Source organism: Pelomonas nitida (assembly GCF_043555975.1).
Classification (GTDB): Bacteria; Pseudomonadota; Gammaproteobacteria; order Burkholderiales; family Burkholderiaceae_C; genus Pelomonas; species Pelomonas nitida.
The window spans coordinates 332,636-354,026 of the sequence record NZ_JBIGIA010000003.1 but is presented as its reverse complement, the minus strand read 5'-3'; the positions used below and the strand labels follow the sequence as shown (position 1 = coordinate 354,026).

Annotated in this window: 22 protein-coding genes; 17 read left to right on the top strand and 5 right to left on the bottom strand. The window is 68.1% G+C overall.

Features of this window, described 5'->3' with window-relative positions:
* Nucleotides 1–33: 33 nt before the first annotated feature.
* The 4 genes from ACG00X_RS05980 (at nt 34) to ACG00X_RS05965 (ending at nt 5,584) form a co-directional block, all read left to right on the top strand.
* Nucleotides 34–2,070, top strand: coding sequence for an amidohydrolase family protein (locus tag ACG00X_RS05980; RefSeq protein ID WP_394487102.1), 2,037 nt, complete (start codon nt 34–36; stop codon nt 2,068–2,070).
* A gap of 48 nt (nt 2,071–2,118) precedes the next feature.
* A complete protein-coding gene (gene dcd, locus ACG00X_RS05975; protein WP_394487101.1) occupies nt 2,119–2,685 on the top strand; it encodes a dCTP deaminase in 567 nt (188 codons plus the stop codon).
* A 215-nt stretch (nt 2,686–2,900) separates the two neighbouring features.
* On the top strand, nt 2,901–3,278 hold the full coding sequence (locus ACG00X_RS05970) for a hypothetical protein (RefSeq protein WP_394487100.1): 378 nt from the start codon (nt 2,901–2,903) through the stop codon (nt 3,276–3,278).
* A gap of 110 nt (nt 3,279–3,388) precedes the next feature.
* The gene (locus ACG00X_RS05965) at nt 3,389–5,584 is read left to right on the top strand and encodes a S46 family peptidase (RefSeq protein WP_394487099.1); all 2,196 of its coding nucleotides are present in this window, start codon (nt 3,389–3,391) and stop codon (nt 5,582–5,584) included.
* A 150-nt stretch (nt 5,585–5,734) separates the two neighbouring features.
* Here ACG00X_RS05965 and ACG00X_RS05960 read toward each other — a convergent pair whose 3' ends face one another.
* Nucleotides 5,735–6,652 (bottom strand): YicC/YloC family endoribonuclease, encoded by a 918-nt coding sequence (locus tag ACG00X_RS05960; protein ID WP_394487098.1) that lies wholly within the window; start codon nt 6,650–6,652, stop codon nt 5,735–5,737.
* A gap of 31 nt (nt 6,653–6,683) precedes the next feature.
* Here ACG00X_RS05960 and ACG00X_RS05955 point away from each other — a divergent pair, with 31 nt between their 5' ends.
* The 5 genes from ACG00X_RS05955 (at nt 6,684) to hemW (ending at nt 11,272) form a co-directional block, all read left to right on the top strand.
* Nucleotides 6,684–7,652 carry a serine/threonine protein kinase gene (locus ACG00X_RS05955; protein WP_268150084.1) on the top strand — a complete coding sequence of 323 codons (969 nt, stop codon included), beginning with the start codon at nt 6,684–6,686 and terminating at the stop codon, nt 7,650–7,652.
* A gap of 79 nt (nt 7,653–7,731) precedes the next feature.
* The gene (locus ACG00X_RS05950) at nt 7,732–8,655 is read left to right on the top strand and encodes a PP2C family protein-serine/threonine phosphatase (RefSeq protein ID WP_394487097.1); all 924 of its coding nucleotides are present in this window, start codon (nt 7,732–7,734) and stop codon (nt 8,653–8,655) included.
* 82 nt (nt 8,656–8,737) lie between these two features.
* A complete protein-coding gene (gene rph, locus ACG00X_RS05945) occupies nt 8,738–9,469 on the top strand; it encodes a ribonuclease PH (RefSeq protein WP_394487096.1) in 732 nt (243 codons plus the stop codon).
* Nucleotides 9,470–9,474: 5 nt separating this feature from the next.
* Nucleotides 9,475–10,080: a non-canonical purine NTP pyrophosphatase gene (locus ACG00X_RS05940; RefSeq protein WP_394487095.1), complete on the top strand. Its 606-nt coding sequence runs from the start codon at nt 9,475–9,477 to the stop codon at nt 10,078–10,080.
* A gap of 7 nt (nt 10,081–10,087) precedes the next feature.
* On the top strand, nt 10,088–11,272 hold the full coding sequence (hemW, locus tag ACG00X_RS05935) for a radical SAM family heme chaperone HemW (RefSeq protein ID WP_394487094.1): 1,185 nt from the start codon (nt 10,088–10,090) through the stop codon (nt 11,270–11,272).
* A 6-nt stretch (nt 11,273–11,278) separates the two neighbouring features.
* Here hemW and ACG00X_RS05930 read toward each other — a convergent pair whose 3' ends face one another.
* Entirely contained in the window at nt 11,279–12,202 is a 924-nt protein-coding gene (locus ACG00X_RS05930; protein ID WP_394487093.1) for a LysR substrate-binding domain-containing protein, read from the bottom strand.
* Nucleotides 12,203–12,297: 95 nt separating this feature from the next.
* Between ACG00X_RS05930 and ACG00X_RS05925 the strand changes: the two genes are divergently transcribed.
* The gene (locus tag ACG00X_RS05925) at nt 12,298–12,597 is read left to right on the top strand and encodes a hypothetical protein (RefSeq protein WP_394487092.1); all 300 of its coding nucleotides are present in this window, start codon (nt 12,298–12,300) and stop codon (nt 12,595–12,597) included.
* Nucleotides 12,598–12,604: 7 nt separating this feature from the next.
* On the opposite strand, the gene ACG00X_RS05920 is transcribed toward ACG00X_RS05925, so the two are convergent.
* Genes ACG00X_RS05920 through ACG00X_RS05910 form a run of 3 tightly spaced genes read right to left on the bottom strand, consistent with a single transcriptional unit; the run spans nt 12,605 to nt 15,225 of the window.
* The gene (locus ACG00X_RS05920) at nt 12,605–13,693 is read right to left on the bottom strand and encodes a protein-glutamate methylesterase/protein-glutamine glutaminase (RefSeq protein ID WP_394487091.1); all 1,089 of its coding nucleotides are present in this window, start codon (nt 13,691–13,693) and stop codon (nt 12,605–12,607) included.
* An 11-nt stretch (nt 13,694–13,704) separates the two neighbouring features.
* Entirely contained in the window at nt 13,705–14,370 is a 666-nt protein-coding gene (cheD, locus tag ACG00X_RS05915) for a chemoreceptor glutamine deamidase CheD (protein WP_394487090.1), read from the bottom strand.
* A 3-nt stretch (nt 14,371–14,373) separates the two neighbouring features.
* Nucleotides 14,374–15,225 (bottom strand): CheR family methyltransferase, encoded by an 852-nt coding sequence (locus ACG00X_RS05910; RefSeq protein ID WP_394487089.1) that lies wholly within the window; start codon nt 15,223–15,225, stop codon nt 14,374–14,376.
* A gap of 238 nt (nt 15,226–15,463) precedes the next feature.
* Between ACG00X_RS05910 and ACG00X_RS05905 the strand changes: the two genes are divergently transcribed.
* The 7 genes from ACG00X_RS05905 (at nt 15,464) to ACG00X_RS05875 (ending at nt 21,379) form a co-directional block, all read left to right on the top strand.
* Nucleotides 15,464–16,174, top strand: coding sequence for a GGDEF domain-containing protein (locus tag ACG00X_RS05905; RefSeq protein WP_394487134.1), 711 nt, complete (start codon nt 15,464–15,466; stop codon nt 16,172–16,174).
* A gap of 58 nt (nt 16,175–16,232) precedes the next feature.
* The gene (locus ACG00X_RS05900; protein ID WP_394487088.1) at nt 16,233–17,045 is read left to right on the top strand and encodes a MinD/ParA family protein; all 813 of its coding nucleotides are present in this window, start codon (nt 16,233–16,235) and stop codon (nt 17,043–17,045) included.
* Nucleotides 17,046–17,210: 165 nt separating this feature from the next.
* Nucleotides 17,211–17,609, top strand: a complete 399-nt coding sequence (locus tag ACG00X_RS05895; protein ID WP_394487087.1) for a group II truncated hemoglobin — start codon at nt 17,211–17,213, stop codon at nt 17,607–17,609.
* A 59-nt stretch (nt 17,610–17,668) separates the two neighbouring features.
* Nucleotides 17,669–18,046 carry a response regulator gene (locus ACG00X_RS05890; RefSeq protein WP_394487086.1) on the top strand — a complete coding sequence of 126 codons (378 nt, stop codon included), beginning with the start codon at nt 17,669–17,671 and terminating at the stop codon, nt 18,044–18,046.
* A 78-nt stretch (nt 18,047–18,124) separates the two neighbouring features.
* Nucleotides 18,125–18,694, top strand: coding sequence for a biliverdin-producing heme oxygenase (locus tag ACG00X_RS05885; RefSeq protein WP_394487085.1), 570 nt, complete (start codon nt 18,125–18,127; stop codon nt 18,692–18,694).
* Nucleotides 18,691–20,889: an ATP-binding protein gene (locus tag ACG00X_RS05880; RefSeq protein ID WP_394487084.1), complete on the top strand. Its 2,199-nt coding sequence runs from the start codon at nt 18,691–18,693 to the stop codon at nt 20,887–20,889. Before ACG00X_RS05885 ends, ACG00X_RS05880 begins: the two co-directional genes overlap by 4 nt.
* A gap of 16 nt (nt 20,890–20,905) precedes the next feature.
* Nucleotides 20,906–21,379, top strand: a complete 474-nt coding sequence (locus ACG00X_RS05875) for a response regulator (protein WP_394487083.1) — start codon at nt 20,906–20,908, stop codon at nt 21,377–21,379.
* Nucleotides 21,380–21,391 lie beyond the last annotated feature (12 nt).

Genomic DNA, 21,391 nt, shown 5'->3' with positions numbered 1-21,391 from the left:
GTCCGCGCAACACAACGTCAGCAAGGACCGCCCATGAAGCTGTTGCCCGCCCTGTTCGCTGCCGCGTTGCTGGCTGGCGGCGCTGCCCGGGCCGATGAGCCGGTGGCCTACACCGTGCTGTGCGTGAAGACGCCGTGCGGCCACCTGCGCGTGGTCGACCGCCCGGAGCGCCTGACGACGGACTACAGCTACCGCAACAACGGCCGCGGGCCCGACCAGAAGGAGCAGGCCAGCTTCGCCGCCGACGGCACGCTGACGGCCTATCGCAACGAAGGCGTGGCGACTTATGGCGCCCGCATCGATGAGCGGTTCGAGCGCCGCGCCGACGGCAGCGTGGCCTGGCGTTCGCCGGTGGATCACGGTGAACGTGCCGGCGTGGCGCGCGATGCGGTGTACCTGCCGGTGGAGTCCAGCCCGGCCTGGGCGGCGCGGCTGGTGCGCGGCCTGCTGGCGGCGCAGGCCGTGCGGGCCGAGGCGCTGCCGGTGGGGCGCCTGGCCGTCGAGCGGGTGCGGACCTTCGACCTTCCGGGCCAGCCGTTTGACGTCGGGCTCTACGCCATCGACGGGCTGGATCTGGAGCCGGTCTACCTGTGGCTGCGGGAAGACACGCACGCGCTGTTTGCGCAGGTCTTTCCCGGCTGGGGCGGCACGCTGCTGCAGGGCTTCGAGGGGCAGGTGGAGCGCCTGGAAGACGCGCAGAAGGTGGCGCAGCTGGAGCGGCTGAAGCGCCTGGCCCGCGAGCTGCCGCAGCCGCTGCCGGGGCTGACGGTCATCGAGGGCGTGCGCTGGTTCGACGCCGAGGCCGCACAGCTGCGCGGCCCGGCGGACGTCTACCTGTTCGAAGGCCGCATTGCATCGATCGCCAAGCCCGGCAGCCTGGCGGGCGCGGCGCCGGCGCAGCGCATCAGCGGCCAGGGGCGCACGCTGTTGCCGGGCCTGGTGGACATGCATGCCCACGTGACGCTGCTGGACATGCTGCTGAACCTCGCGGCCGGCGTGACGGCGGTGCGCGATGTGGGCAACAGCAACGCGATGCTGGCCGACCTGCGCGAGCGCATCGAGCGGGGCGAGCTGCTGGGCACGCGCATCGCGGCCAACGGCTTCATCGAAGGCAAGAGCCCGTTCTCGTCGCAGGCTGACTTCGTCGCCGACAGCCTGCCCGAAGCGCTGGCCGCCATCGACTGGTATGCCGCTCACGGCTATCGGCAGCTCAAGCTTTACAACTCCATTCGCCCCGAGTGGGTGAAGCCCATGGTGGCGCACGCCCGAGAGCTTGGCCTGCGCACCGGCGGGCATGTGCCCGCTTTCATGACGGCGCGCGAGGCGGTGGAGGCGGGCTACGACGAACTGCACCACATCAACCAGGTCACGCTGAACTTCCTCGTCAGCAAGACCGACGACACGCGCACGCTGCTGCGCTTCAACCTGGTGGGCGACAAGGCTGCCGACCTGAAGCTCAACGACCTGCGCACCCGCGACTTCATCGCGCTGCTGAAGCAGCGCGGCACCGTCGTCGACCCGACGATGACCGCCTTCGAAGGCCAGTACACGCAGCGTCAGGGCCAGCCCAACCCCAGCTATGCGATGGTGTCGGGCCACCTGCCGGCCGTGCTGCAGCGCGCGCTGCTGTCGGCCGAGGTGGACATGGACGACGTGAAGGCGCGGCGCTGGGGCGCGAGCTGGCAGGTCATGATGGAACTGCTGCGCCGCATGCACGCGGCGGGCATCCCGATCGTCGCTGGCACCGACGCCACTGCCGGCTTCGGCCTGCAGCGCGAGCTGGAGCTGTACGTGCAGGCCGGCATCCCGGCCGCGCAGGCGTTGAAGATCGCCACCTGGAATGGCGCGAAATACAGCGACCGGCTGACCGAGATCGGCAGCATCGAGCGCGGCAAGCGGGCCGACCTGCTGCTCGTCGAGGGCGACCCCGTGGCCGACATCCGCGCGCTGCGCCGCGTGGCACTGGTGTTCCAGGGGCAAGGCGGCCAGACGCGGGCGCTGTCGCCGGCGGCGCTCTACCAGGCCATGGGCGTGCGGCCGTTCGTGCCGGCGGCCGAGGTGGCCCGTTGAGGCGCGCGCCGCGCGCCCGGCCACCCACAGATCAATGAGAGGACCGAAATGAGCATCAAGAGCGACAAGTGGATTCGCCGCATGGCCGAGCAGCACGGCATGATCGACCCGTTCGAGCCCGGCCAGATCCGCGAGCACAACGGCCGCAAGATCGTCAGCTACGGCACCAGCAGCTACGGCTACGACATCCGCTGCGCGCCCGAGTTCAAGGTCTTCACCAACATCCACAGCACCGTGGTGGACCCGAAGAACTTCGACGAGAACAGCTTCGTCGACATCAACAAGGACGTCTGCATCATCCCGCCCAACAGCTTCGCGCTGGCGCGCACGGTGGAGTACTTCCGCATCCCGCGCAACGTACTGACCGTCTGCCTGGGCAAGAGCACCTACGCGCGCTGCGGCATCATCGTCAACGTGACGCCTTTCGAGCCCGAGTGGGAAGGCTATGTGACGCTGGAGTTCAGCAACACGACGCCGCTGCCCGCCAAGATCTACGCGGGCGAGGGCTGCGCGCAGGTGCTGTTCTTCGAGAGCGACGAGGTCTGCGAGACCAGCTACAAGGACCGCGGCGGCAAATACCAGGGGCAGGTCGGCGTCACGCTGCCCAAGACCTGAGCGGCCGGTGGCTGCTGGGTGAACTGGCGTCGCATCAGCGCCGGATAGCCCCGGCTTTTCGGCCTTTATCCGGCCTTTGTCGTGCCGACGCCTCGGCACCATGGCAGCACCTGCCGGAAGTTCGCCGAGGCCAAGATGACAACCCTCACGCCCACGCCGTTCGCTGCTCCCCAGGGGAGCGTGTTTGCAACGCCGGCCGGCCGGGCGGTGCTGTCATGCTGATCCCGCTGCATCTGATCCCCGTTCCCGCCGATGAGCCGCGTGGCCTGGGCGATCCTGGCCATGCGCGCCAGCAGGACACCGGCCTGAAGATCGCGCCGGGCGTTCACCTGGGCGACATCCGTGCGCTGGGCCTGACGGTCGCCGGGGCTGCGGGCGGGCCCGTCAGTTCGCGCGATCTGCTTCGCTTTGGCCAGCTGATGAACGATGCGGGCCTGGCGATCAACCCCACCCGCATGCTGTATGACCGCCAGTACGCCTATGAGCGGCTGACCGATGGCCTGGGCAGTGACCACCCGGGCCTGCGCGACCTGGCGCTGGATCTGTTCGACGCCTACCAGACCGCCGGCGAGTGGATCGGGCTGGCGCACTGACGCGCAGCCAGAGCCAGGGCTTTCCCGAGGGGGCGGCTGTCTTTCCACACGCGGCTCCACCGGCCGCCACAAGGTACGCTCGCGGTTTCGTCTTTTTGTCGAACCGCTTCATGACACGTCATTCCCTCACGCTGCTGGCCGCCGCTGCGATGGCCGCGTTTGCCGCCACGTCCGCCCATGCCGACGAAGGCATGTGGATGCCCAAGCAACTGCCGCAGATCTCCAAGGCGCTGAAGGCCGGCGGCCTGGCGCTGGACCCGGCCAAGCTCAAGGATCTGACCGCCTTCCCGATGGGCGCCGTCGTCTCGCTGGGCGGCTGCACGGCCAGCTTCGTGTCGCCGCAGGGCCTGGTGGTCACCAACCACCACTGCGCCTACGGCAGCATCCAGTACAACTCCAAGCCCGACCGCGACCTGCTGAAGACCGGCTTCTACGCCGCCACGCTGGCCGATGAACTGCCGGCCGCGCCGGGCAGCCGCATCCTCGTCACCGTCGACATGAAGGACGTGACGGCCGACATCCTGAACGCCAAGACGCTGGCGCTGACCGGCAAGGCCCGCACCGACGCCATCGAGTCCGGCGAGAAGCAGCTGGTCGCTGCCTGCGAGGCCGACAAGGGCCACCGCTGCAACGTCTATCCGTTCTTCGGCGGCCTGCAGTACCAGCTCATCAAGCAGATGGAGATCCGCGACGTGCGCCTGGTGCATGCACCGGCCACCGGCGTGGGCCTGTTCGGCGGCGACGCCGACAACTGGATGTGGCCGCGCCACACCGGCGACTACAGCTTCTACCGCGCCTACGTGGGCCCGGACGGCAAGCCGGCCGACTTCAGCAAGGACAACAAGCCCTACGTGCCCAAGCTGCACCTGCAGGTCGCGTCGCCCAAGACCAGCCCGCTGAACGAGGGCGACTTCGTCATGGTGACCGGCTACCCCGGCCGCACCAACCGCCACCGCCTGCCGACCGAGGTCGACTTCGCCTTCGGCTGGCAGCAGCCGGCCATGGTCAAGGCCATGGGTGAGTCCATCGCCCTCATCAAGGCCGAGACCGCCGGCCGTCGCGATGGCGAGATCAAGATGGCCTCGCGCATGCAGGGCCTGCAGAACTACTACAAGAACCTCACCGGCCAGCAGCAGAGCTGGGAAGGCAGCGACATCCTGGCCCGCAAGCAGGCCGAGTTCGCCAAGCTCAAGGCCTGGGTGAATGCCACGCCCGAGCGCCAGGCCAAGTACGGCGCCGACCTGGCCGCCACCGAAAGCCTGCTGGCCGAGCGCCAGGGCATCGCGCGTGCCGAGCTGCTGATGAACTTCATGGCCCCGTCCATGCTGAACTCGGCCCGCCAGCTCTATCAGCTGGCCCAGGAGCGCACCAAGCCTGACGCCGAGCGCAAGAGCGGCTACCAGGACCGCGACCTGCCGCGCCTGAAGGCCGGTCTGCAATCGCTGGACCGCCGCTACGACGAGCAGAGCGACAAACGCCTGGTGGCGCACTTCCTGGCCCAGTACCTGACCCAGCCTGCCGGCACGCTCGACGCCGCCTGGCTGAGCGCGCTGAGCCTGAAGGCCGGCCAGGACGAGGCCAGCATCCGCGCCCAGCTGGACCCCCTCTACGCCGCCAGCAAGCTGTCTGACACCGCCACGCGCATGGCCTGGCTGGACAAGGATGTGGCCGCCTTCAAGGCCAGCGACGACGCCTTCATCAAGGCGGCCGTGGCGCTGTACGAGGACGACGAGCGCCGCGAGAACCGCGACAAGGAACTCGCCGGCAAGCTGCAGAAGGCCTATGCGGGCGTGCAGCAGGCCATGATCGACTACCACGCCAGCCGCGGTGAGGCCGTCTACCCGGACGCCAACAGCACGCTGCGCATCAGCTTCGGCAAGGTGCAGGGCCGTGACATCGGCCGTGACGGCGAGACCTGGAAGCCCTTCACGACGGTGGACGGCATCGTCGCCAAGCACAAGGGCCCGGACGAGGCCGGCGGCGAGTTCAACGCGCCGGCAGAACAGCTGGCGGCCATCAAGGCGCGCAACTTCGGCGACTACCTCGTCAAGCCGCTGAACTCGGTGCCGGTGAACTTCCTTGCCACCTTGGACACCACGGGCGGCAACTCCGGCAGCCCAGTGCTCAACAAGAAGGGCGAACTGGTGGGCCTGCTGTTCGACGGCACGCTGGACGCGGTCATCTCCGATTGGGACTTCAACCCCAAGATGGTCCGCAGCATCTGCCTGGACTCGCGCTACATGCTGTGGCAGATGAGCACCGTCGACAAGACGACGCGACTGCTGGACGAAATGGGCGTCAAGTAATCAAGCAAGCCCGCCACCAATGGCGGGCCTTGTCACCCCAGCACGGCAGCGGTCACGCTGCCGTTTTTCATGGCGGCTGCGTTCTTCATTCGTGCAGCGCCTGGGCGCCCGACGATGCCCGTCGTGATCGCGGGCATCGCCGAACTTGCATCACTCGATGTTCTGAACCTGTTCGCGCATCTGCTCGATGGCGACCTTCATCTCCACGGAGATGTTGGTCAGCTCCAGCGCGGCAGACTTGGAGCCCAGCGTGTTGGCCTCGCGGTGCAGTTCCTGGATCAGAAAGTCCAGCCGCTTGCCGAGCTCGCCGCCTTTTTTGAGCAGGCGGCTCAGTTCGTCGAGGTGGGCGCGCAGTCGCGCCAGTTCCTCGGCGACGTCGATGCGGATGGCGAAGGCGGCGGCCTCGCCCAGGGCGCGCTCTTGCAGGGTCGCCTGCGGCACCGAACTGGCGGCGCCGGTGGCGTTGAGTGCTTCCTCCCAGCGTTCGAGGAAGCGTTGCTGCTGGCGGGCCACGACCGCGGGGAGCAGTGGCTCGGCTTCGTCCGCGAGGGCGCGCAGGCGCTGGATGCGCTCGGTCAGGATGGCGACCAGTTTCTCGCCCTCGCGCTCACGTGATTCGGCAAGGCCCTCGATGCAGGCCCGCGCCGCTTCGAGGGTGGCGCCGTCGAGCTGTGCCGGCACGGCTGCGCCGCTCTTGCACCAGTTCAAGGTTTCGTGCACGGACAGCGGGGCGGCGTGGGGCAGCCAGGCCAGCACCTTGGCCTCCAGGTTGGCCAGTCGCGTCAGCTGTTCCGGCTGCGGCTGCGGCCAGGCGCTGTCGGTCTCGCGCTGGGTGTTGATGCGCAACTCGATCTTGCCGCGCTTGAATCGCGCAGCGATGAGTTCGCGCAACTGGGGCTCCAGCCCGCGCAGCTCTTCGGGCATGCGCATGGAGAGGTCAAGGAACCGGCCATTGACCGACCGCAACTCAACACTGACCGAGGCTTGGGCGGAATTACTGGTGCCGTCCTCGGCTTTAGGGGGCTGCGCCACGGAATTGGCGTACCCGGTCATGCTGTAGACTGGCATTTCGCACTCGCAAAACAGACAAAACGCGATTATGTCCAAGCCGAAGCCGGCGCCCTTGCCCGCAGGCACGGTGGTTGGGGGCTATCAGATCATCAAGCGACTGGCGGCAGGCGGTTTTGGCGTGGTTTACCTCGCCGAAGATCCGGACCACCACCTCGTCGCGTTGAAGGAATATCTGCCCTCGTCGCTGGCCGAGCGCTCTCCTGGAGAGTTGACGCCTCGCGTCAAACCCGAAAAGCAGCCGCTGTACCGGCTTGGCTTGAAGAGCTTCTTTGAGGAAGGGCGTTCGCTCGCCCAGATTTCGCACCCGAGCGTCGTGTCGGTGCTGAATTTCCTGCGCGAGAACGAGACCGTCTACATGGTCATGAATTACCTGCAGGGGGACACCTTGCAGGATTTCATCGTGACCGCGCGCGACATGAAGCGCGACAAGGTCTTCCGTGAGTCGACCATCCGTAGCCTCTTCGACGAGATCCTGCGTGGCCTGCGCATCGTGCACCAGCACAAGATGCTGCACCTGGACATCAAGCCGGCCAACATCTTCATCACCAACGACAACAAGGCGGTGCTGCTGGACTTCGGCGCTGCGCGCGAGGTGCTGAGCAAGGAAGGCAACTTCATCCGGCCGATGTACACGCCGGGCTTTGCTGCGCCGGAGATGTATCGCCGTGACGGCTCGCTGGGCCCGTGGACCGACATCTACGCGATCGGCGCCTGTATCTATGCGTGCATGCAGGGCTATCCGCCCAACGATGCGCCGCAGCGCCTGGAGAAGGACCGGCTCAATCTGAGCCTGTCGCGGCTTCGCAATGTCTACTCCGACAACCTGCTTGAGGTGACCGAGTGGTGCATGTCGCTGGACCCGCTGGCGCGTCCGCAGAGCGTGTTTGCGCTTCAGAAGGAACTCGCCCGCGAGACCGAAAGGCGCTATACCAAGCTCAGCTTCAGCGAGCGCCTCAAGCTCCAGTTGGAAAACCTGAAGTCGGGAGCGAAGGCTTGAGCCGGCTCCCGCCCTTTTTTTTGCCGCCTGTCGAGGCGGCACCTTGCCGTCTGGGTGACGGTTCGTTCGGAGCCTTGGCGTGAAGTTCAGCGTCTTTCAAGTCAGCCGCCGCGGCGGTCGCGAGACCAACGAAGACCGCATGGGCTATTGCTACACGCGGGAAGCGGGCCTGTTCGCTTTGGCGGACGGCATGGGGGGGCATCCCGAAGGTGAGGTTGCGGCGCAGATCGCGCTGCAGACGTTGGCGACCTTGTTCCAGCAGGACGCCCGCCCGGTGCTCGAAAACCCGTTGCGCTTCCTGCAGGACACCATCGTCATCGCGCATCAGCAACTGTTGCGCTACGCGGAGAGCAAGGGCCTGTCAGACACGCCGCGCACCACCGTGGTGGCCTGCATCATCCAGGGCAACCAGGCTTGGTGGGCGCATTGCGGTGATTCCCGGCTCTATCTCGTGCGGGGCGGCAAGCTGATCGCCCGCACGCGCGACCATTCCTACTCCGAGCTGCAGGAGGCGCTGGGCCGCGTCGCGCGCGGTGCGGAGCCGTTCAACCGCAACGTGTTGTTCACCTGCCTGGGCAGCCCGGGCAAGCCGATGGTGGACTGCCAGGGGCCGGTCATCATGGAAGCCTCGGACCGCCTGCTGCTGTGCTCCGATGGCCTGTGGGGTAGCGTGGAAGATCACGAGATCGTCCAGCAGTTGGCCGATCAGTCCATCTCCGAGGCTGTCCCTGATCTCGTCGAGCACGCCTTGCGTCGCGGCGGCGAGCGGGGGGACAACGTCACGGTGCTGTCCGTCGAATGGGAGGGGATGGGTGACCCCGACGGCGACACCACACAGAACCTTGGCAACTCCGGGTTCGCCTCCACCATCCAGGGCCCTCTGGATGTTGATGCCGTCGCCGCGATGGACGACGAAGAGATCGAACGTTCGGTGCGCGAGATCAACGAAGTCATCCGCCAGTCCGGCCGCGGCCTGAACCGCCGGCAGGGCAACAACGAATGAGTCCCGGTGCAGCGCCGCTCCCCACCGGGGAGGGCGCTGCGCGCAGGAGCGCCGTCGGGCGTTCCCTTTCACCAGCTTCATCATGACCAACACCTTCACGCGCAGCGCCGGCCGCGCTGCCAATCAGCTGCGCCCGGTGCGCATCACGCGTGGCTTCACCAAGCATGCCGAAGGCTCCGTGCTCATCGAGTTCGGCGCGACCCGCGTGCTCTGCACGGCGTCCGTCGAAGAGCGCGTGCCGCCTCACAAGCGGGGCTCGGGCGAGGGCTGGGTGACGGCCGAATACGGCATGCTGCCGCGCGCCACGCACACCCGCAGCGATCGCGAGGCCGCCAAGGGCAAGCAGAGCGGCCGCACGCAGGAGATCCAGCGCCTGATCGGTCGTTCGCTGCGCGCCGTGTTCGACCTGGCCGCGCTGGGCGAGCGCACCATCACGCTGGACTGCGACGTGCTGCAGGCCGATGGCGGCACGCGCACGGCGGCCATCACCGGCGCGTTCGTGGCAGCCCAGGAAGCGGTGAACCGGCTGCTGGCCGACAGCAAGCTGTCGCGCTCGCCGATCAAGGATTCCGTGGCGGCCATCTCGGTCGGCATCGTCGACGGCACGCCGCTGCTGGACCTGGAATACACCGAAGACTCGGCCTGCGACACCGACATGAACGTCGTCATGACGGGCTCCGGTGGCTTCGTCGAGCTGCAAGGTACCGCCGAGGGCGTCGTGTTCACGCGGGACGAGATGAACCAGTTGCTCGACCTGGCCGACAAGGGCATTCGCGAGCTGCTGGTGGCGCAGCAGGCCGCGCTGCGAGGCTGACGCGCATGAAGCTGGTCCTGGCCTCCAACAACGCCAAGAAGCTGGTCGAACTGCAGGCGCTGTTCGCGCCGCTGGGCATCGAGCTGGTCACGCAGGGCAGACTGGGCATCCCGGAGGCCGAGGAGCCGTTCGAGACCTTCGCCGAGAACGCGCTCGCCAAGGCGCGCCACGCAGCCCGCGCGAGCGGCCTGCCCGCGCTGGCGGACGATTCCGGCCTGAGCGTGGACGCGCTGGGCGGGGCGCCGGGCGTGCGGTCGGCGCGTTATGCGCTGGATGCCGGCGGCGAGAAGAGCGATGCGGCCAACAACGAGCGGCTGCTGCGCGAGCTCACCAGTGTGGCCGACCGCCGTGCGCGCTTCGTGTGTGCGCTGGTGGCCGTGCGCAGCGCCGACGATCCCGAACCGTTGATCGCGATGGGGCGCTGGGCCGGGGAGATCCTCGCCCAGCCCAGCGGCGCGGGCGGTTTCGGCTATGACCCGCTGATGCAGATTGCCCCGCTGGGCGGCTCGGTGGCCAGCCTGTCGGCGGAGGTCAAGAACCGCCACAGCCATCGGGCGCTGGCGGCCGCGCAGTTGATGGTGCAGTTCCGCGAGGTCTGGCACCTCGGCTGAGCCGCACATGGCTGATCTCGTTCATCTGATGCGCCCGGGCACCCTGCAACTGCCCGCGCTGCCGCCGCTGGCGCTGTACGTGCACCTGCCGTGGTGTCTGCGCAAGTGCCCCTATTGCGACTTCAATTCCCATGAGGTCAAGAACGGCGCGCTGGCGAGCGACACGGCCGACGCCTATCTGGCCGCCTTGCGTGCCGACCTCGAGGCTGCGCTGCCGTTGATCTGGGGCCGGCCGGTGGTCAGCATCTTCATCGGTGGCGGCACGCCCAGCCTGTTCGACCCCGAGCAGATCGCGCAGTTGATCTCCGACATCCGCGCCCGTCTGCCGCTGGAGCCGGGCTGCGAGATCACGCTGGAGGCCAACCCTGGCACGTTCGAGCGCGAGCGTTTTAGCGGTTTCCGGCGGGCGGGCGTCACGCGGCTGTCCGTTGGCGTGCAGAGCTTCGACGATGCGCAGCTCAAGACGCTCGGTCGCGTGCACAGCGCGACGCAGGCGCGCGAGGCGCTGGCCGAGGCCGCCGGGGCTTTCGAGACCTGGAACCTCGACCTGATGTACGCGCTGCCGGGCCAGACGCTCGATGACCTGGCGCGCGAGCTGGACACGGCGCTGAGCTTTCAGCCGCCGCACCTGTCCATCTATCACCTGACGATCGAGCCCAACACGGTGTTCGCGACGCGAACGCCCGAGCAACTGCCCGACCCGGACCTGGCCAGCGACATGCTGGACCTCATCACCGAGCGCACGGGCGGCGCGGGTCTGTCGCGCTACGAAGTCTCGGCCTACGCACGCGACGGTCATCGCTGCGCGCACAACCTCAATTACTGGCAGTTCGGCGACTACCTTGGCATCGGGGCCGGTGCACACAGCAAGCTGAGCTTCCCGCACCGGGTGCTGCGGCAGGTGCGTTGGCGCGAGCCGGCGGCCTTCATGGCGCAGGCGGACAAGGTCAGCAACGAGCACGAGGTGGCGCGCAAGGACCTGCCGTTCGAGTTCATGCTCAACGCGTTGCGCCTGAAGGACGGCGTCACGGTGCAGCAATTCCTGGAGCGGACGGGGCTGCCGCCGTCCAGCATCGCCCGTGCGCTGGAGACGGCGCGCGGCCGCGGGCTGTTGACCGCGGATGCCGCCCGCATCCAGCCCACACCGCGCGGGTTCGATTTCCTCAGCGACCTCCAGCAGCTGTTCCTGTGATCAGGCTCAGGCGGGGCGTGCGGCTTCGCTGAGCCGTTGTTGCAGCGTGGCCATCTCGGCGTGCAGCCAGTCGCAGAAGGCGCGCAGGGCGGGGTCGCTGCGCAGCGGCTCCGGGTAGACGATCTGGTAGTCGCGCGTGGCGTCCAGGTCGACGCTGTGCGCATGCACGCGCACGAGCCGGCCGTCCAGCAGGGCGTCGGCGGCCAGCAGCTCGCGGGCCAGCGCGATGCCCATGCCCTGCTCGCCAGCCTGCAGCAGCACGCCCGCGTCGTTGAAGCTCGCGACGACAACCGGCTCGGCCTGCACGCCGGTGCCCGCAAACCAGCGCTGCCATTCCTCCGTGTCGCCCAGTAGCGGCTCCTCCAGCAAGGCGGGTGCGGGCAGGCCGATGAGCCGGTGCGCGAGAGCCGGCGCGGCGACGGCGATCAGCGGTGAATGGAACAGGGGCTCGGTGATCATTCCTGGCCACGGCCCGCGCCCCACCCGCAGCCCGAGGTGAAAGCGCTCGCGCTCCAGGTCCACCACCTGCTGCGAGGTGTGCAGATCCAGCGAGATGCAGGGCTGCAGTGCCTGCCAGCGCGGCAGCCGCGGCATCAGCCAGCGCTGCGCGAACGAGGGCAGGGCGGTCACGCGCAGCGTCTGCGCGGCCTTGCCGTGGGCCTGCGTGGCTGCCAGCACGCCGCTTTGCAGCTCCGCGAACATCTTGATCACGGCCCGCTGCAGGGCCTGCCCGGCGGGGTTGAGCGTCAGGCGCCGCCCCTGCCGGGTGAACAGCTCGAAACCCAGTTGCTCCTCCAGCCCGCGGATCTGCTGGCTGACGGCGCTGTGCGTCAGGTGCAGGCTCTCCGCCGCAGCCCGCAGGTTCTGCGTCTGGGCGGCCGCACGGAAGGCAGCGAGGTAGTGCAGCGGAAAGCGGTCCAACGAGGCCATCTGGTAAGCAATATCGACCAGTCAGTGAAGAAACAAGCGCTTGTTGGGCGATTGCTGGGTTTCTAGGATAACCAGCATTCCAGGGAGACACCATCATGACGTCACTGCACCGCCGCCTCGCTTCATTCCCGCTCGTCGCGGCCCTCGCCAGCAGCGCGGCCGCCGTCATGGCGTTCAGCGACGAGAACGCCGACATGAAGGAGGCAGCCGCAGACCGCGCGCAGCGGCGCGTGATGGCCGCCCAGGCGCCGGCGCCCAGGAAGACGGTCTGGGTGCCGCTGGCGACGGCCAAGCAACTGGATGGCTTCAAGCCCGTGCTGCCACCCGAGCGCGCGCGTCAGGCCGGTCAGGCTCAGGCGCCGCAGGCCCTTGCCGCCGCTGCAGTGGCGCGTTGAATGCGCGTCAGACGCGATTGAGCGAGATGCCGGAGGTGGCGCGCAGGCGCTCCAGCACCTTGCCGGCGATTTGGCTCAGCGGCAGCACCTCGTCGGCCGCGCCGGCCGCGATGGCTTCACGTGGCATGCCGAAGACGACGCAGCTGGCCTCGTCCTGGCAGTAGTTGTAGGAGCCGGCGTCCTTCATGACCTTCATGGCGCGGGCGCCGTCGGCGCCCATGCCGGTCAGCATGATGCCGATGGCGTTCTGGCCGACGACCTTGGCCGCGGACAGGAACAGGGCCTCGACCGACGGCTTGTGGCGGTTGATGGGCTCGCCGTCCTGCACGCGGGCGATGTAGTTGGCGCCGCTGCGTTCCACCGTCAGGTGGAGGCCGCCGGGCGCGATATAGCCGTGGCCGGGCAGGATGCGCTCGCCGTCCTGCGCCTCCTTCACGCGGATCTTGCACAACCCGTCCAGCCGCGCGGCATAGCTGCGCGTGAAACCCGGCGGCATGTGCTGCGTGATGACGACGGCGGGGCTGTCGGCCGGCAGGTTGACGAGCACGTCCTTCGTCGCCTCGGTGCCGCCGGTGGAGGCCCCAATGAAGATGATCTTCTCGGTGGACGCTCGGCCGAGGCTGGCCATCGTCACCGGCTTGGCTGGCGCAGCGGGCGCGGTGCCCGGCGCGGCCGGCGGCGGGGCGCGGCGGATGTGGGCCTTGGCCGCGATGCGGATCTTGTCGGTGATGTCCTGGGCCAGCAGCCGGATGCCGTCGGCCACGCCGATCTTGGGCTTGGCGACGAAATCCACGGCCCCCAGTTCCAGCGCCTTGAGCGTCACCTCGGCGCCGCGCTCGGTCAGCGTGGAGACCATGACGACGGGCATCGGGCGCAGGCGCATCAGGCGAGACAGGAAGTCCAGCCCGTCCATGCGCGGCATCTCGACGTCCAGCGTGATGACGTCGGGGTTGAGCGTGCGGATCATTTCCCGCGCCACGAGCGGATCGGCGGCGGCGCCGATGCATTCCATGTCGGTCTGGCGATTGATGATTTCGGTCAGGATGGAGCGCACCAGCGCCGAATCGTCCACCACGACGACCTTGGTTTTGGCCATAGCCGGCCTCCTCAGAACAAGTCGATGGAGCCGCCACTGCTGGCGACGGGCTGCACCTTCTGGATGGCTGCCTTGTCCTGCTGGATCAGGGCATCGGTATTCGTCGGCGCCAGGCGCTTGACCATGGCCTTGCCGCTCGCGGGCAGGAAGCACACCTTGCGCGGATACACGTCCATCACGTCCTTGGACACGATGGGGATGCGCTCCAGCTTCAGGTAGTCCATGACGAAGTTGGTATTGCGCTCGCCGACGTTGAGCGAGTTCATGCCGGAGATGACCGCGCCGCCGCCGAAGATCTTGGCCTCCATGCGGGCCTTGCTGGCGCCGCGCTTCATCATCTCGTTGATGAGCAGTTCCATCGCGAACGAGCCGTAGCGGCCGGAGTCGCCATTGCCCTCGGGCAGCATGAAGTGGTTCATGCCGCCGATCTTGGCCGTGCGGTCCCACAGGCAGGCGGCGATGCATGAGCCCAGCGTCGTCATGACGAGCAGGTCCTCGGTGTCGACGAAGTACTCACCCGGCAGGATCTTGACGGCGGCGTTCTTGAAATGTGCGTCGTAGAAGAAGAACGAGGCCTCACCCTGCTTGCGCGGCTGGGCCTTGAGCTGGTTGACCCGCGCGACGGCAGCCGGGTTGCCGAGGCCGACGGAGGCAGCAGAGGCGAGGGGCGTACTCATGGATCAGACCCGTTCGTAAATGGTTTTGCCGCGCAGCTTGAACAGGTCGCGGGATTCGGTGAAGTTCTCGGAATGACCGACGAACAGCAGGCCGCCCGGGCGCATGACGCGGTGGATGCGTTCCAGCACCTTGCGCTGCGTGGGTGCGTCGAAATAGATCATGACGTTGCGGCAGAACACCATGTGAAAGGGGTCGCCGAGCTGCCACTGCGCATCCATCAGGTTCAGCGGGCGGAAGTCCACCCAGCGCTGCAGTTCGGGCTTCACGCGGATCTTGCCGGAGTTGGCGCCGGTGCCGCGCATGAAGAAGGTCTTCAACCGCGTCGCGTCCAGGCCGCGGGCATCGGCGTTGTAGACACCGCGCCGGGCGGTGGCCAGCACGTTGGTGTCGATGTCGCTCGCCACCAGTTGCACCGACGCAGCGGGGCCGAGCGCTTCGCTGCAGGTCATCAGGATGGAGTACGGCTCTTCGCCCGTCGACGCCGCGCAGCACCAGATCCGCACGCCCTTGCCGGCAAACGCCTTCAGGTCGTCTTTCAGCGCGTGGAAGTGATGTTCCTCGCGGAAGAACGAGGTCAGGTTGGTGGTCAGGCAGTTGACGAACTCCTGCCATTCGGCCGCGCCCGAGGCGCCCGTCGAGGCTTCGAGCCACTGCAGGTAGCTGGCGAAACTCTTGTGGCCGGTCTCACGCAGCCGCCGCGAGAGGCGGCTGTAGACCATGGCGTGCTTACCATCGTGCAGGCTGATGCCGGCATGCTTGTAGATCAACTCGCGCACGCGGTCGAAGTCCGCTTTGCTGAAGCTGAACTCGTGGTCGATCGCATCGGTGCCTGGGGCGAGGTCGGGTGCGGGCATGTCTCGATATCAGATTTGTGGTTGCTCGCAGCAGTTCTGGCGTTTCCGCATCGATTCTGCACCGCAGGCCGTTGGTATGGCCCCCGATCGCTCCAGCATATTGCAAACAGGCGACAGGAACGTGCCTGTTTCACGACCTGGGAGCGCGCGTGCCGCTGATAGACTGACTCGAAAACCCCGCCCTACCGAGCGCTTGCCGCCTCGCCGCCTTTTGGAAAACCGCTTGCCCGCCACCACGATGATCGACGCCCAGGCGCTCGATCTTGACCAGGCCCTGCAATTGCTGCAGCAGGCCGGTGCGCTGCTACCGGACGAGCCGCCACGCAGCGTGGCGTGGCTGCAGGCGGTGCTGGACGCCCTGTGCGACCTGTCGAGCAAGGACGCGCTGACCGGCCTCGTCAACCGCCGCAGCTTCGAGATGGCGTTGACGCGCGAGGTCGACCGCGTCGCCCGCTCCGGCGAGGCCGCGCTGCTGCTGATCCTGGACATCGACCACTTCAAGGCCGTCAACGACACCCATGGCCATGGCGCCGGTGACCTGGTCATCTGCGCTGTTGCCAAGGCCATTGCACAGGCGGTTCGCCCGATGGACCTGGTCGCCCGCGTTGGCGGCGAGGAGTTCGCAATCATCTTGCCGAACTGCGCCACGCATGTCGGCCTCATCGTGGCCGAGCGGGTGCGGGAGCGCGTGGCCGAACTCAGCGTCGAGATCGCGCCGGGCCAGATGCTGGGAGTGACCGTCAGTCTGGGCGGTGCTTTCGCGCCGCAATGGGTGCGGTCGTCGACACTTTTGTGGACGGAGCGGGCCGACCGTCAGCTCTACCGCGCCAAGGCGGACGGCCGCAACCGCACCCGCCTCGAACCTCAGATCGATTCCCTGGTCAGTGCCGAAGAAAAGGGCATGTTGTTCACCCCGCTGAACGTCGATACGCAACAGGACCTGCCATGAGATCCGCACGGCTACCCCAACGGGCATGCACCGGCGTGCGTCGCACGAAGGTTTCCCGATGAACACCACCCACGATTCCGCCGCCCCTGCAGCTCCCACGTCGCGCCCGGTGCGCGGTGGTGCGCGCACGCTGGCCGTCACCAGCGGCAAAGGCGGCGTCGGCAAGACCTTCGTCACCGCCAACCTCGCAGCGGCGCTGGCCGCCCGCGGCCAGAAGGTCCTGGTGCTTGACGCCGACCTGGGCCTCGCCAACCTCGACGTCGTGCTGAACCTGCAGCCCAAGCTGACGCTGCACGATGTCTTCACCGACAAGGCCACGCTGGACCAGGCCATCCTGCCGGCGCCCGGCGGCTTCAGCGTGCTGCTGGCCGGCTCCGGCATGGTGGAGTATTCGCGGCTGACGCCCGACATCCGCGACAAGCTGCTGCACATCATCGACCTCGTGAAGCCCCGTTTCGACTGGGTGCTGCTCGATACCGGCGCCGGCATTTCCGACGTCGTGCTGTTCGCCATCTCGATGGCCAGCGACGTGCTCGTGGTGGCCACGCCCGAGCCGACGTCGCTGACCGATGCTTACGCCACGATCAAGGTGCTGGCGACGCAGCAGGAGCGCCGGCAGGTGGGCCTGCTCGTGAATCAGGCCAACCGTGTTGGCGAGGGGCGGCTCATCTGCGGGCAGTTGCAGCAGGTGCTGCAGCGATTCGTCGGACCGACACCGGGCCAGACCTTCAAGCTCGAACTGATGGGCGAAGTGCGGGCCGATCAGGCGGTGCGCCAGGCCGTGCTCAAGCGCCAGCTCATGCTGGAGCATTTCCCCGGCTGTGACGCGGCCCAGGCCATCAAGGCGCTGGCCAGCAAACTCCTTGGCTGAATCGGAGCCCCTCGCCCAGTCGCGCCGCGCTGAACGCGGGCGCCCCTGGTCGCTCTCCCGTGGGGACGACGATGCCCGCGGCATCAAGCCGCGAGCACGTCGCCTAGGGCGGGCCGGCTTGGGAGCGGCCCAGCGCTCGGCCCGCGAATGCAGTACGGATTGCGCATGTCGGCGGAAGTGAACCCTTCAACTGCTTTCGAGTGGATCGGCGGCGAGGCGCGCGTGCGCGAACTCGTCGATCGCTTCTACGACCTGATGGACCTGGAGCCTGCCTATGCCCGCCTGCGCGAGGCGCATGGCGATTCGCTGGACGCCGCGCGCGACAAGCTGTTCTGGTTCCTGTGCGGCTGGCTGGGCGGGCCGGACCACTACATCAGCCGCTTCGGCCACCCACGGCTGCGGGCACGCCATTTGCCCTTCCGTATCGGGATCGCCGAGCGTGACGAATGGCTGGCCTGCATGTCGCAGGCCATGCGCGAGACGAACGTCGATCCGGCGTTGCAGGCACGCCTCGCGGAGGCGTTTGCCGGCACGGCCGACTGGATGCGGAACGTCGGCGCCTAGGGCCCTGGTTCTTTGTAACGGTCTTCAGTCCGCAGGCCGTGCTCACATAGCATTGCCCGATGATTTCTGCTGTTCCTTCACCGCGCGTCCTGATCGTCGACGACAACGTGGATGCCTCCGAAGTGCTGTCGCTGCTCATTGAGAGCGAGGGCTTCACCGCCGACACCGCGGGTACGCTGGCCCAGGCCCGCGAGCGCATCGCGCAGGTCCCGCCGCACCTCATCTTTCTCGACATGAACCTGCCGGATGGCAGCGGCCTGCAGTTGCTGGCCAGCGTGAAGGCTGACCCCAAGACGCAGGGCATCGACGTCGTCATGCTCAGCGGCTGGGGTGACGAGCGCGTGCGCGAAGAGGCTCAACAGCTCGGCGCCAGTGCCTATGTCGTCAAGCCCGTCAGCCACACCCAGCTGAGCGAGCTGCTCGGGAGGGTTCGCTAGGTGCTGCCGCCGTCAACGGTGGCGGGCGTTGCTTGGGGGCAGGATGCCTCACCGCGCCAGCCGGCTGCAGCCGGTGGCTTGCTGCCCGAACTGCGGGCGGCCACGCGGGCTCAGCATGACCGCATCGAGCAGTTGCTGGCCTTGCAGGCGCCGATGCCGCTGCGTCGCTATGCGGCCATCGTGCTGGGCTTCCAGCATTTCCTGGCGGGCTGGGAGCAGGAACTTGTCGAGGCGTTGCCCACCCGGCTGCATGGCTGGCTGGCGGCGCGCAGCCGTCGCCGTTTCGTGGCGCAGGACGTCGAGTTCCTCGCCGCCGCGCTGCCGGTCGATGTGATGCCCGCCGCCGCGCGCTGCCTGCCGGCGCTCCGTCTCGCGGCGGCATTCGGCGCGTTGTATGTCATCGAAGGCTCGGCGCTGGGCGGTCAGGTCATCACGCCCTGGCTCGAGCGCGATCTCGGGCTGACGCCGGGGCGCGGCGCCAGCTATTTCCATGGCTTTGGCGAGCGCACCGGCGCGATGTGGAAGGAATTTCGTGAACTCGCCCAGGCCGAGGTGGGCGATGCGCCGGCCGACCGGGCCTTGGCTGTTCGGGCCGCCGAGCAGACCTTCGAGGCGCTGATGCTGACGATGGCGCCGCTGCTGCGATGAATGCGCCCGATCGCGCCCCGGTCACTGCGGTTGCCGACTGCGCGAGCGAACCCATCCGCGTGCCCGGCGCCATCCAGCCGCATGGCTGGCTGCTGTCGATCGATGCGTCGGCATCCACGCCCGTGGCCTGGAGCGACAACTGGACGGTGCTGCTGGGCGATACCCCGGCGCCGGCCCTCGCGGCCTTCGCCGCGTCGCTGAGTGGCGAGACGGCCGCGCTCGTCGACGGCGAGGGCGCGCTGTCGCTCGGGCTGCGCGTCGTGGCGGGCCGCACGCTGCACGTGTCGGCCCATCGCCTCGGCGCGCTGGTGCACCTGGAGCTCGAGCCGGCCATCGCCGACCACGGCGCGCAGGCGCCCATCTACAGCCTGGCGCGCCATGTGGTGCCGCTGATGCAGCAAACGCAGTCGGTGCTGGAGGTCTGCGAGGTCGTCACCCGCGAGATGAAGCGCCTCACCGGCTTCGGCCGCTGCCTGGCCTACCGCTTCGACGCGGATGGCCACGGCGAGGTGCTGGCGCAGGCCATCGACGCGGGCTACGAGTCCTACGCCAGCCATCATTTCCCCGCGTCGGACATTCCGGCGCAGGCCCGCGCGCTGTACCGCTTGAACCATCTGCGGCTCATTCCCGACGCGAATTACACGCCCGTACCGGTAGGTTTTGCCGATGGGTCCGGGACGGCGATGGCGCTGGACCTGTCGCAGGCGCAGTTGCGCAGCGTCTCGCCGGTGCACCTCGAGTACATGCGCAACATGGGCACGCTGGCTTCCATGTCGGTGTCGATCATCGTGCGCGGCGAGCTGTGGGGCCTGGTGTCTTGCCACAACCACGAGCCGCTGGCGCTGCCCTACCAGACCCGCATGGCCTGCGAGCATCTGGGGCAGCTGCTCTCCTTGCAGATCGAGGCCAAGGAGGAGAACGAGCAGGTCAGCGAGCAGTTGCGCTTGCGCGAACTGACGCTGACCATGGTGGCCCACCTGGGCGACAGCGACGCCACGCTGCAGCGGCTGGTGGCGGAACCCGGCCCCTTGCTGCGCGTAGCGCGCGCCAGCGGCGCGGCCGTCATCCTCAACGACCGCTGCTGGCGGGTGGGCGACACGCCGGACGAGGCGGCGGTGCTGGCGCTCGGGCAGTGGCTGGGCGGCCGCATCGGCGAGGTGCGCCACACCGATCAGTTGCCGCAGGACGCGCCGGAGTTCGCGGCCCTGGCCGACACGGCAGCCGGTGTGCTGGCGATCTCGATCTCCACGCTGCACCGCCACTATGTCGTGTGGTTTCGCCCCGAAATTCCGCAGACCATCACCTGGGCCGGCGAGCCGCGCAAGGCCGCGTCGCCGGACGCGCGGCTGCATCCACGGCGCAGCTTTGCCAGCTGGGTTGAGCATGTGCGCGGCCGCTCGGCGCCGTGGCGGGCCGCCGAGGTGCATGCGGCGCTGGAGTTACGCCACGCGCTGATCGGCATCGTGCTGCGCCGCGCGGAGGAGATGGCCGAGGTGGCGGCGGAACTGGGACGCGTGAACCGCGAACTCGAGGCTTTCTCGTACACGGTGTCGCACGACCTGCGCGCGCCGATGCGCCACATCTCCGGCTTCGTCGACCTGGTGCTGGAGCTCGACGGCGCCAGCATCAGCGACCGCGCGCGGCGCTATCTGTCCCATGTGAAAGAGGCGTCGGCCCACGCCGGCCTGCTGGTGGATGCGCTGCTGGACTTCTCGCGCATGGGGCGCTCGGCGCTCAAGTGCAGCTGGGTCAACACCGAGCTGCTCGTGCAGGATCTCATCGCCGAGCAGGAGGGCGTGCCGCACGCGGCGCGCATGGAGTGGGTCGTCCAGGGGCCGCTGCCGCGGCTGTGGGCCGACTCGGTGCTGCTGCAACTGGCCTTGCGCAACCTCATCGGCAACGCCGTGAAGTACAGCCGCACGCGCGAGGTGGCACGCATCGAGATCGTGCCGGTGCAGGACGAGCGCGGCGTGGGCCTGTCCATCAGCGACAACGGCGTCGGCTTCCAGATGAAGTACGTCGACAAGCTGTTCGGCGTGTTCCAGCGCCTGCACGGCAGCGAGGCCTTCGAAGGCACCGGCATCGGCCTGGCCAGCGTGAGGCGCATCGTCGAGCGCCATGGTGGTGTGGTCGACGCCTTCGGCGAGGTGGATCGCGGCGCCAGGTTCACGTTCGTGCTGCCGCGACCGGAATGAAGAATCAGAGGACGTCATGCATAACCCCGCAAGCCTGAAGCCCATCCTGCTCGTCGAGGACGACGCGCGGGATCTCGAACTGACGCTCGTGGCGCTGGAGAAGAGCCAGCTCGCCAACGAGGTGATCATCGTGCGCGACGGTGCCGAGGCGCTCGATTACCTGAACCGCGAAGGCGCCCATGCCGGCCGCGCCGAGGGCAACCCCGCCGTCGTGCTGCTGGACCTCAAGCTGCCCAAGGTCAACGGGCTGGAGGTGCTGCGCGCCGTGCGCAGCACGGAGCCGCTCAAGAGCATCCCGGTCGTCATGCTGACGTCGTCGCAGGCGGAGTCCGACGTCGTGAAGAGCTATGAGCTGGGTGTGAACGCCTATGTCGTGAAGCCGGTGGAGTTCAAGCAGTTCGTCACGGCCATCTCCGACCTGGGCATGTTCTGGGCCGTGCTGAACGAGCCGCCACCGGGCTCGCTGCGAACCAGCCGCCGCTATGAATGACGCCCCGGGCGA

Excerpts from the sequence above, each read along its gene's own strand:
- ACG00X_RS05980 (WP_394487102.1), top strand. The coding sequence starts at position 34 with ATGAAGCTGTTGCCCGCCCTGTTCGCTGCCGCGTTGCTGGCTGGCGGC.
- dcd (WP_394487101.1), top strand. The coding sequence starts at position 2,119 with ATGAGCATCAAGAGCGACAAGTGGATTCGCCGCATGGCCGAGCAGCAC.
- ACG00X_RS05970 (WP_394487100.1), top strand. The coding sequence starts at position 2,901 with ATGCTGATCCCGCTGCATCTGATCCCCGTTCCCGCCGATGAGCCGCGT.
- ACG00X_RS05965 (WP_394487099.1), top strand. The coding sequence starts at position 3,389 with ATGACACGTCATTCCCTCACGCTGCTGGCCGCCGCTGCGATGGCCGCG.
- ACG00X_RS05960 (WP_394487098.1), bottom strand. The coding sequence starts at position 6,652 with ATGCCAGTCTACAGCATGACCGGGTACGCCAATTCCGTGGCGCAGCCC.
- ACG00X_RS05955 (WP_268150084.1), top strand. The coding sequence starts at position 6,684 with ATGTCCAAGCCGAAGCCGGCGCCCTTGCCCGCAGGCACGGTGGTTGGG.
- rph (WP_394487096.1), top strand. The coding sequence starts at position 8,738 with ATGACCAACACCTTCACGCGCAGCGCCGGCCGCGCTGCCAATCAGCTG.
- ACG00X_RS05940 (WP_394487095.1), top strand. The coding sequence starts at position 9,475 with ATGAAGCTGGTCCTGGCCTCCAACAACGCCAAGAAGCTGGTCGAACTG.
- hemW (WP_394487094.1), top strand. The coding sequence starts at position 10,088 with ATGGCTGATCTCGTTCATCTGATGCGCCCGGGCACCCTGCAACTGCCC.
- ACG00X_RS05930 (WP_394487093.1), bottom strand. The coding sequence starts at position 12,202 with ATGGCCTCGTTGGACCGCTTTCCGCTGCACTACCTCGCTGCCTTCCGT.
- ACG00X_RS05925 (WP_394487092.1), top strand. The coding sequence starts at position 12,298 with ATGACGTCACTGCACCGCCGCCTCGCTTCATTCCCGCTCGTCGCGGCC.
- ACG00X_RS05920 (WP_394487091.1), bottom strand. The coding sequence starts at position 13,693 with ATGGCCAAAACCAAGGTCGTCGTGGTGGACGATTCGGCGCTGGTGCGC.
- cheD (WP_394487090.1), bottom strand. The coding sequence starts at position 14,370 with ATGAGTACGCCCCTCGCCTCTGCTGCCTCCGTCGGCCTCGGCAACCCG.
- ACG00X_RS05910 (WP_394487089.1), bottom strand. The coding sequence starts at position 15,225 with ATGCCCGCACCCGACCTCGCCCCAGGCACCGATGCGATCGACCACGAG.
- ACG00X_RS05905 (WP_394487134.1), top strand. The coding sequence starts at position 15,464 with ATGATCGACGCCCAGGCGCTCGATCTTGACCAGGCCCTGCAATTGCTG.
- ACG00X_RS05900 (WP_394487088.1), top strand. The coding sequence starts at position 16,233 with ATGAACACCACCCACGATTCCGCCGCCCCTGCAGCTCCCACGTCGCGC.
- ACG00X_RS05895 (WP_394487087.1), top strand. The coding sequence starts at position 17,211 with ATGTCGGCGGAAGTGAACCCTTCAACTGCTTTCGAGTGGATCGGCGGC.
- ACG00X_RS05890 (WP_394487086.1), top strand. The coding sequence starts at position 17,669 with ATGATTTCTGCTGTTCCTTCACCGCGCGTCCTGATCGTCGACGACAAC.
- ACG00X_RS05880 (WP_394487084.1), top strand. The coding sequence starts at position 18,691 with ATGAATGCGCCCGATCGCGCCCCGGTCACTGCGGTTGCCGACTGCGCG.
- ACG00X_RS05875 (WP_394487083.1), top strand. The coding sequence starts at position 20,906 with ATGCATAACCCCGCAAGCCTGAAGCCCATCCTGCTCGTCGAGGACGAC.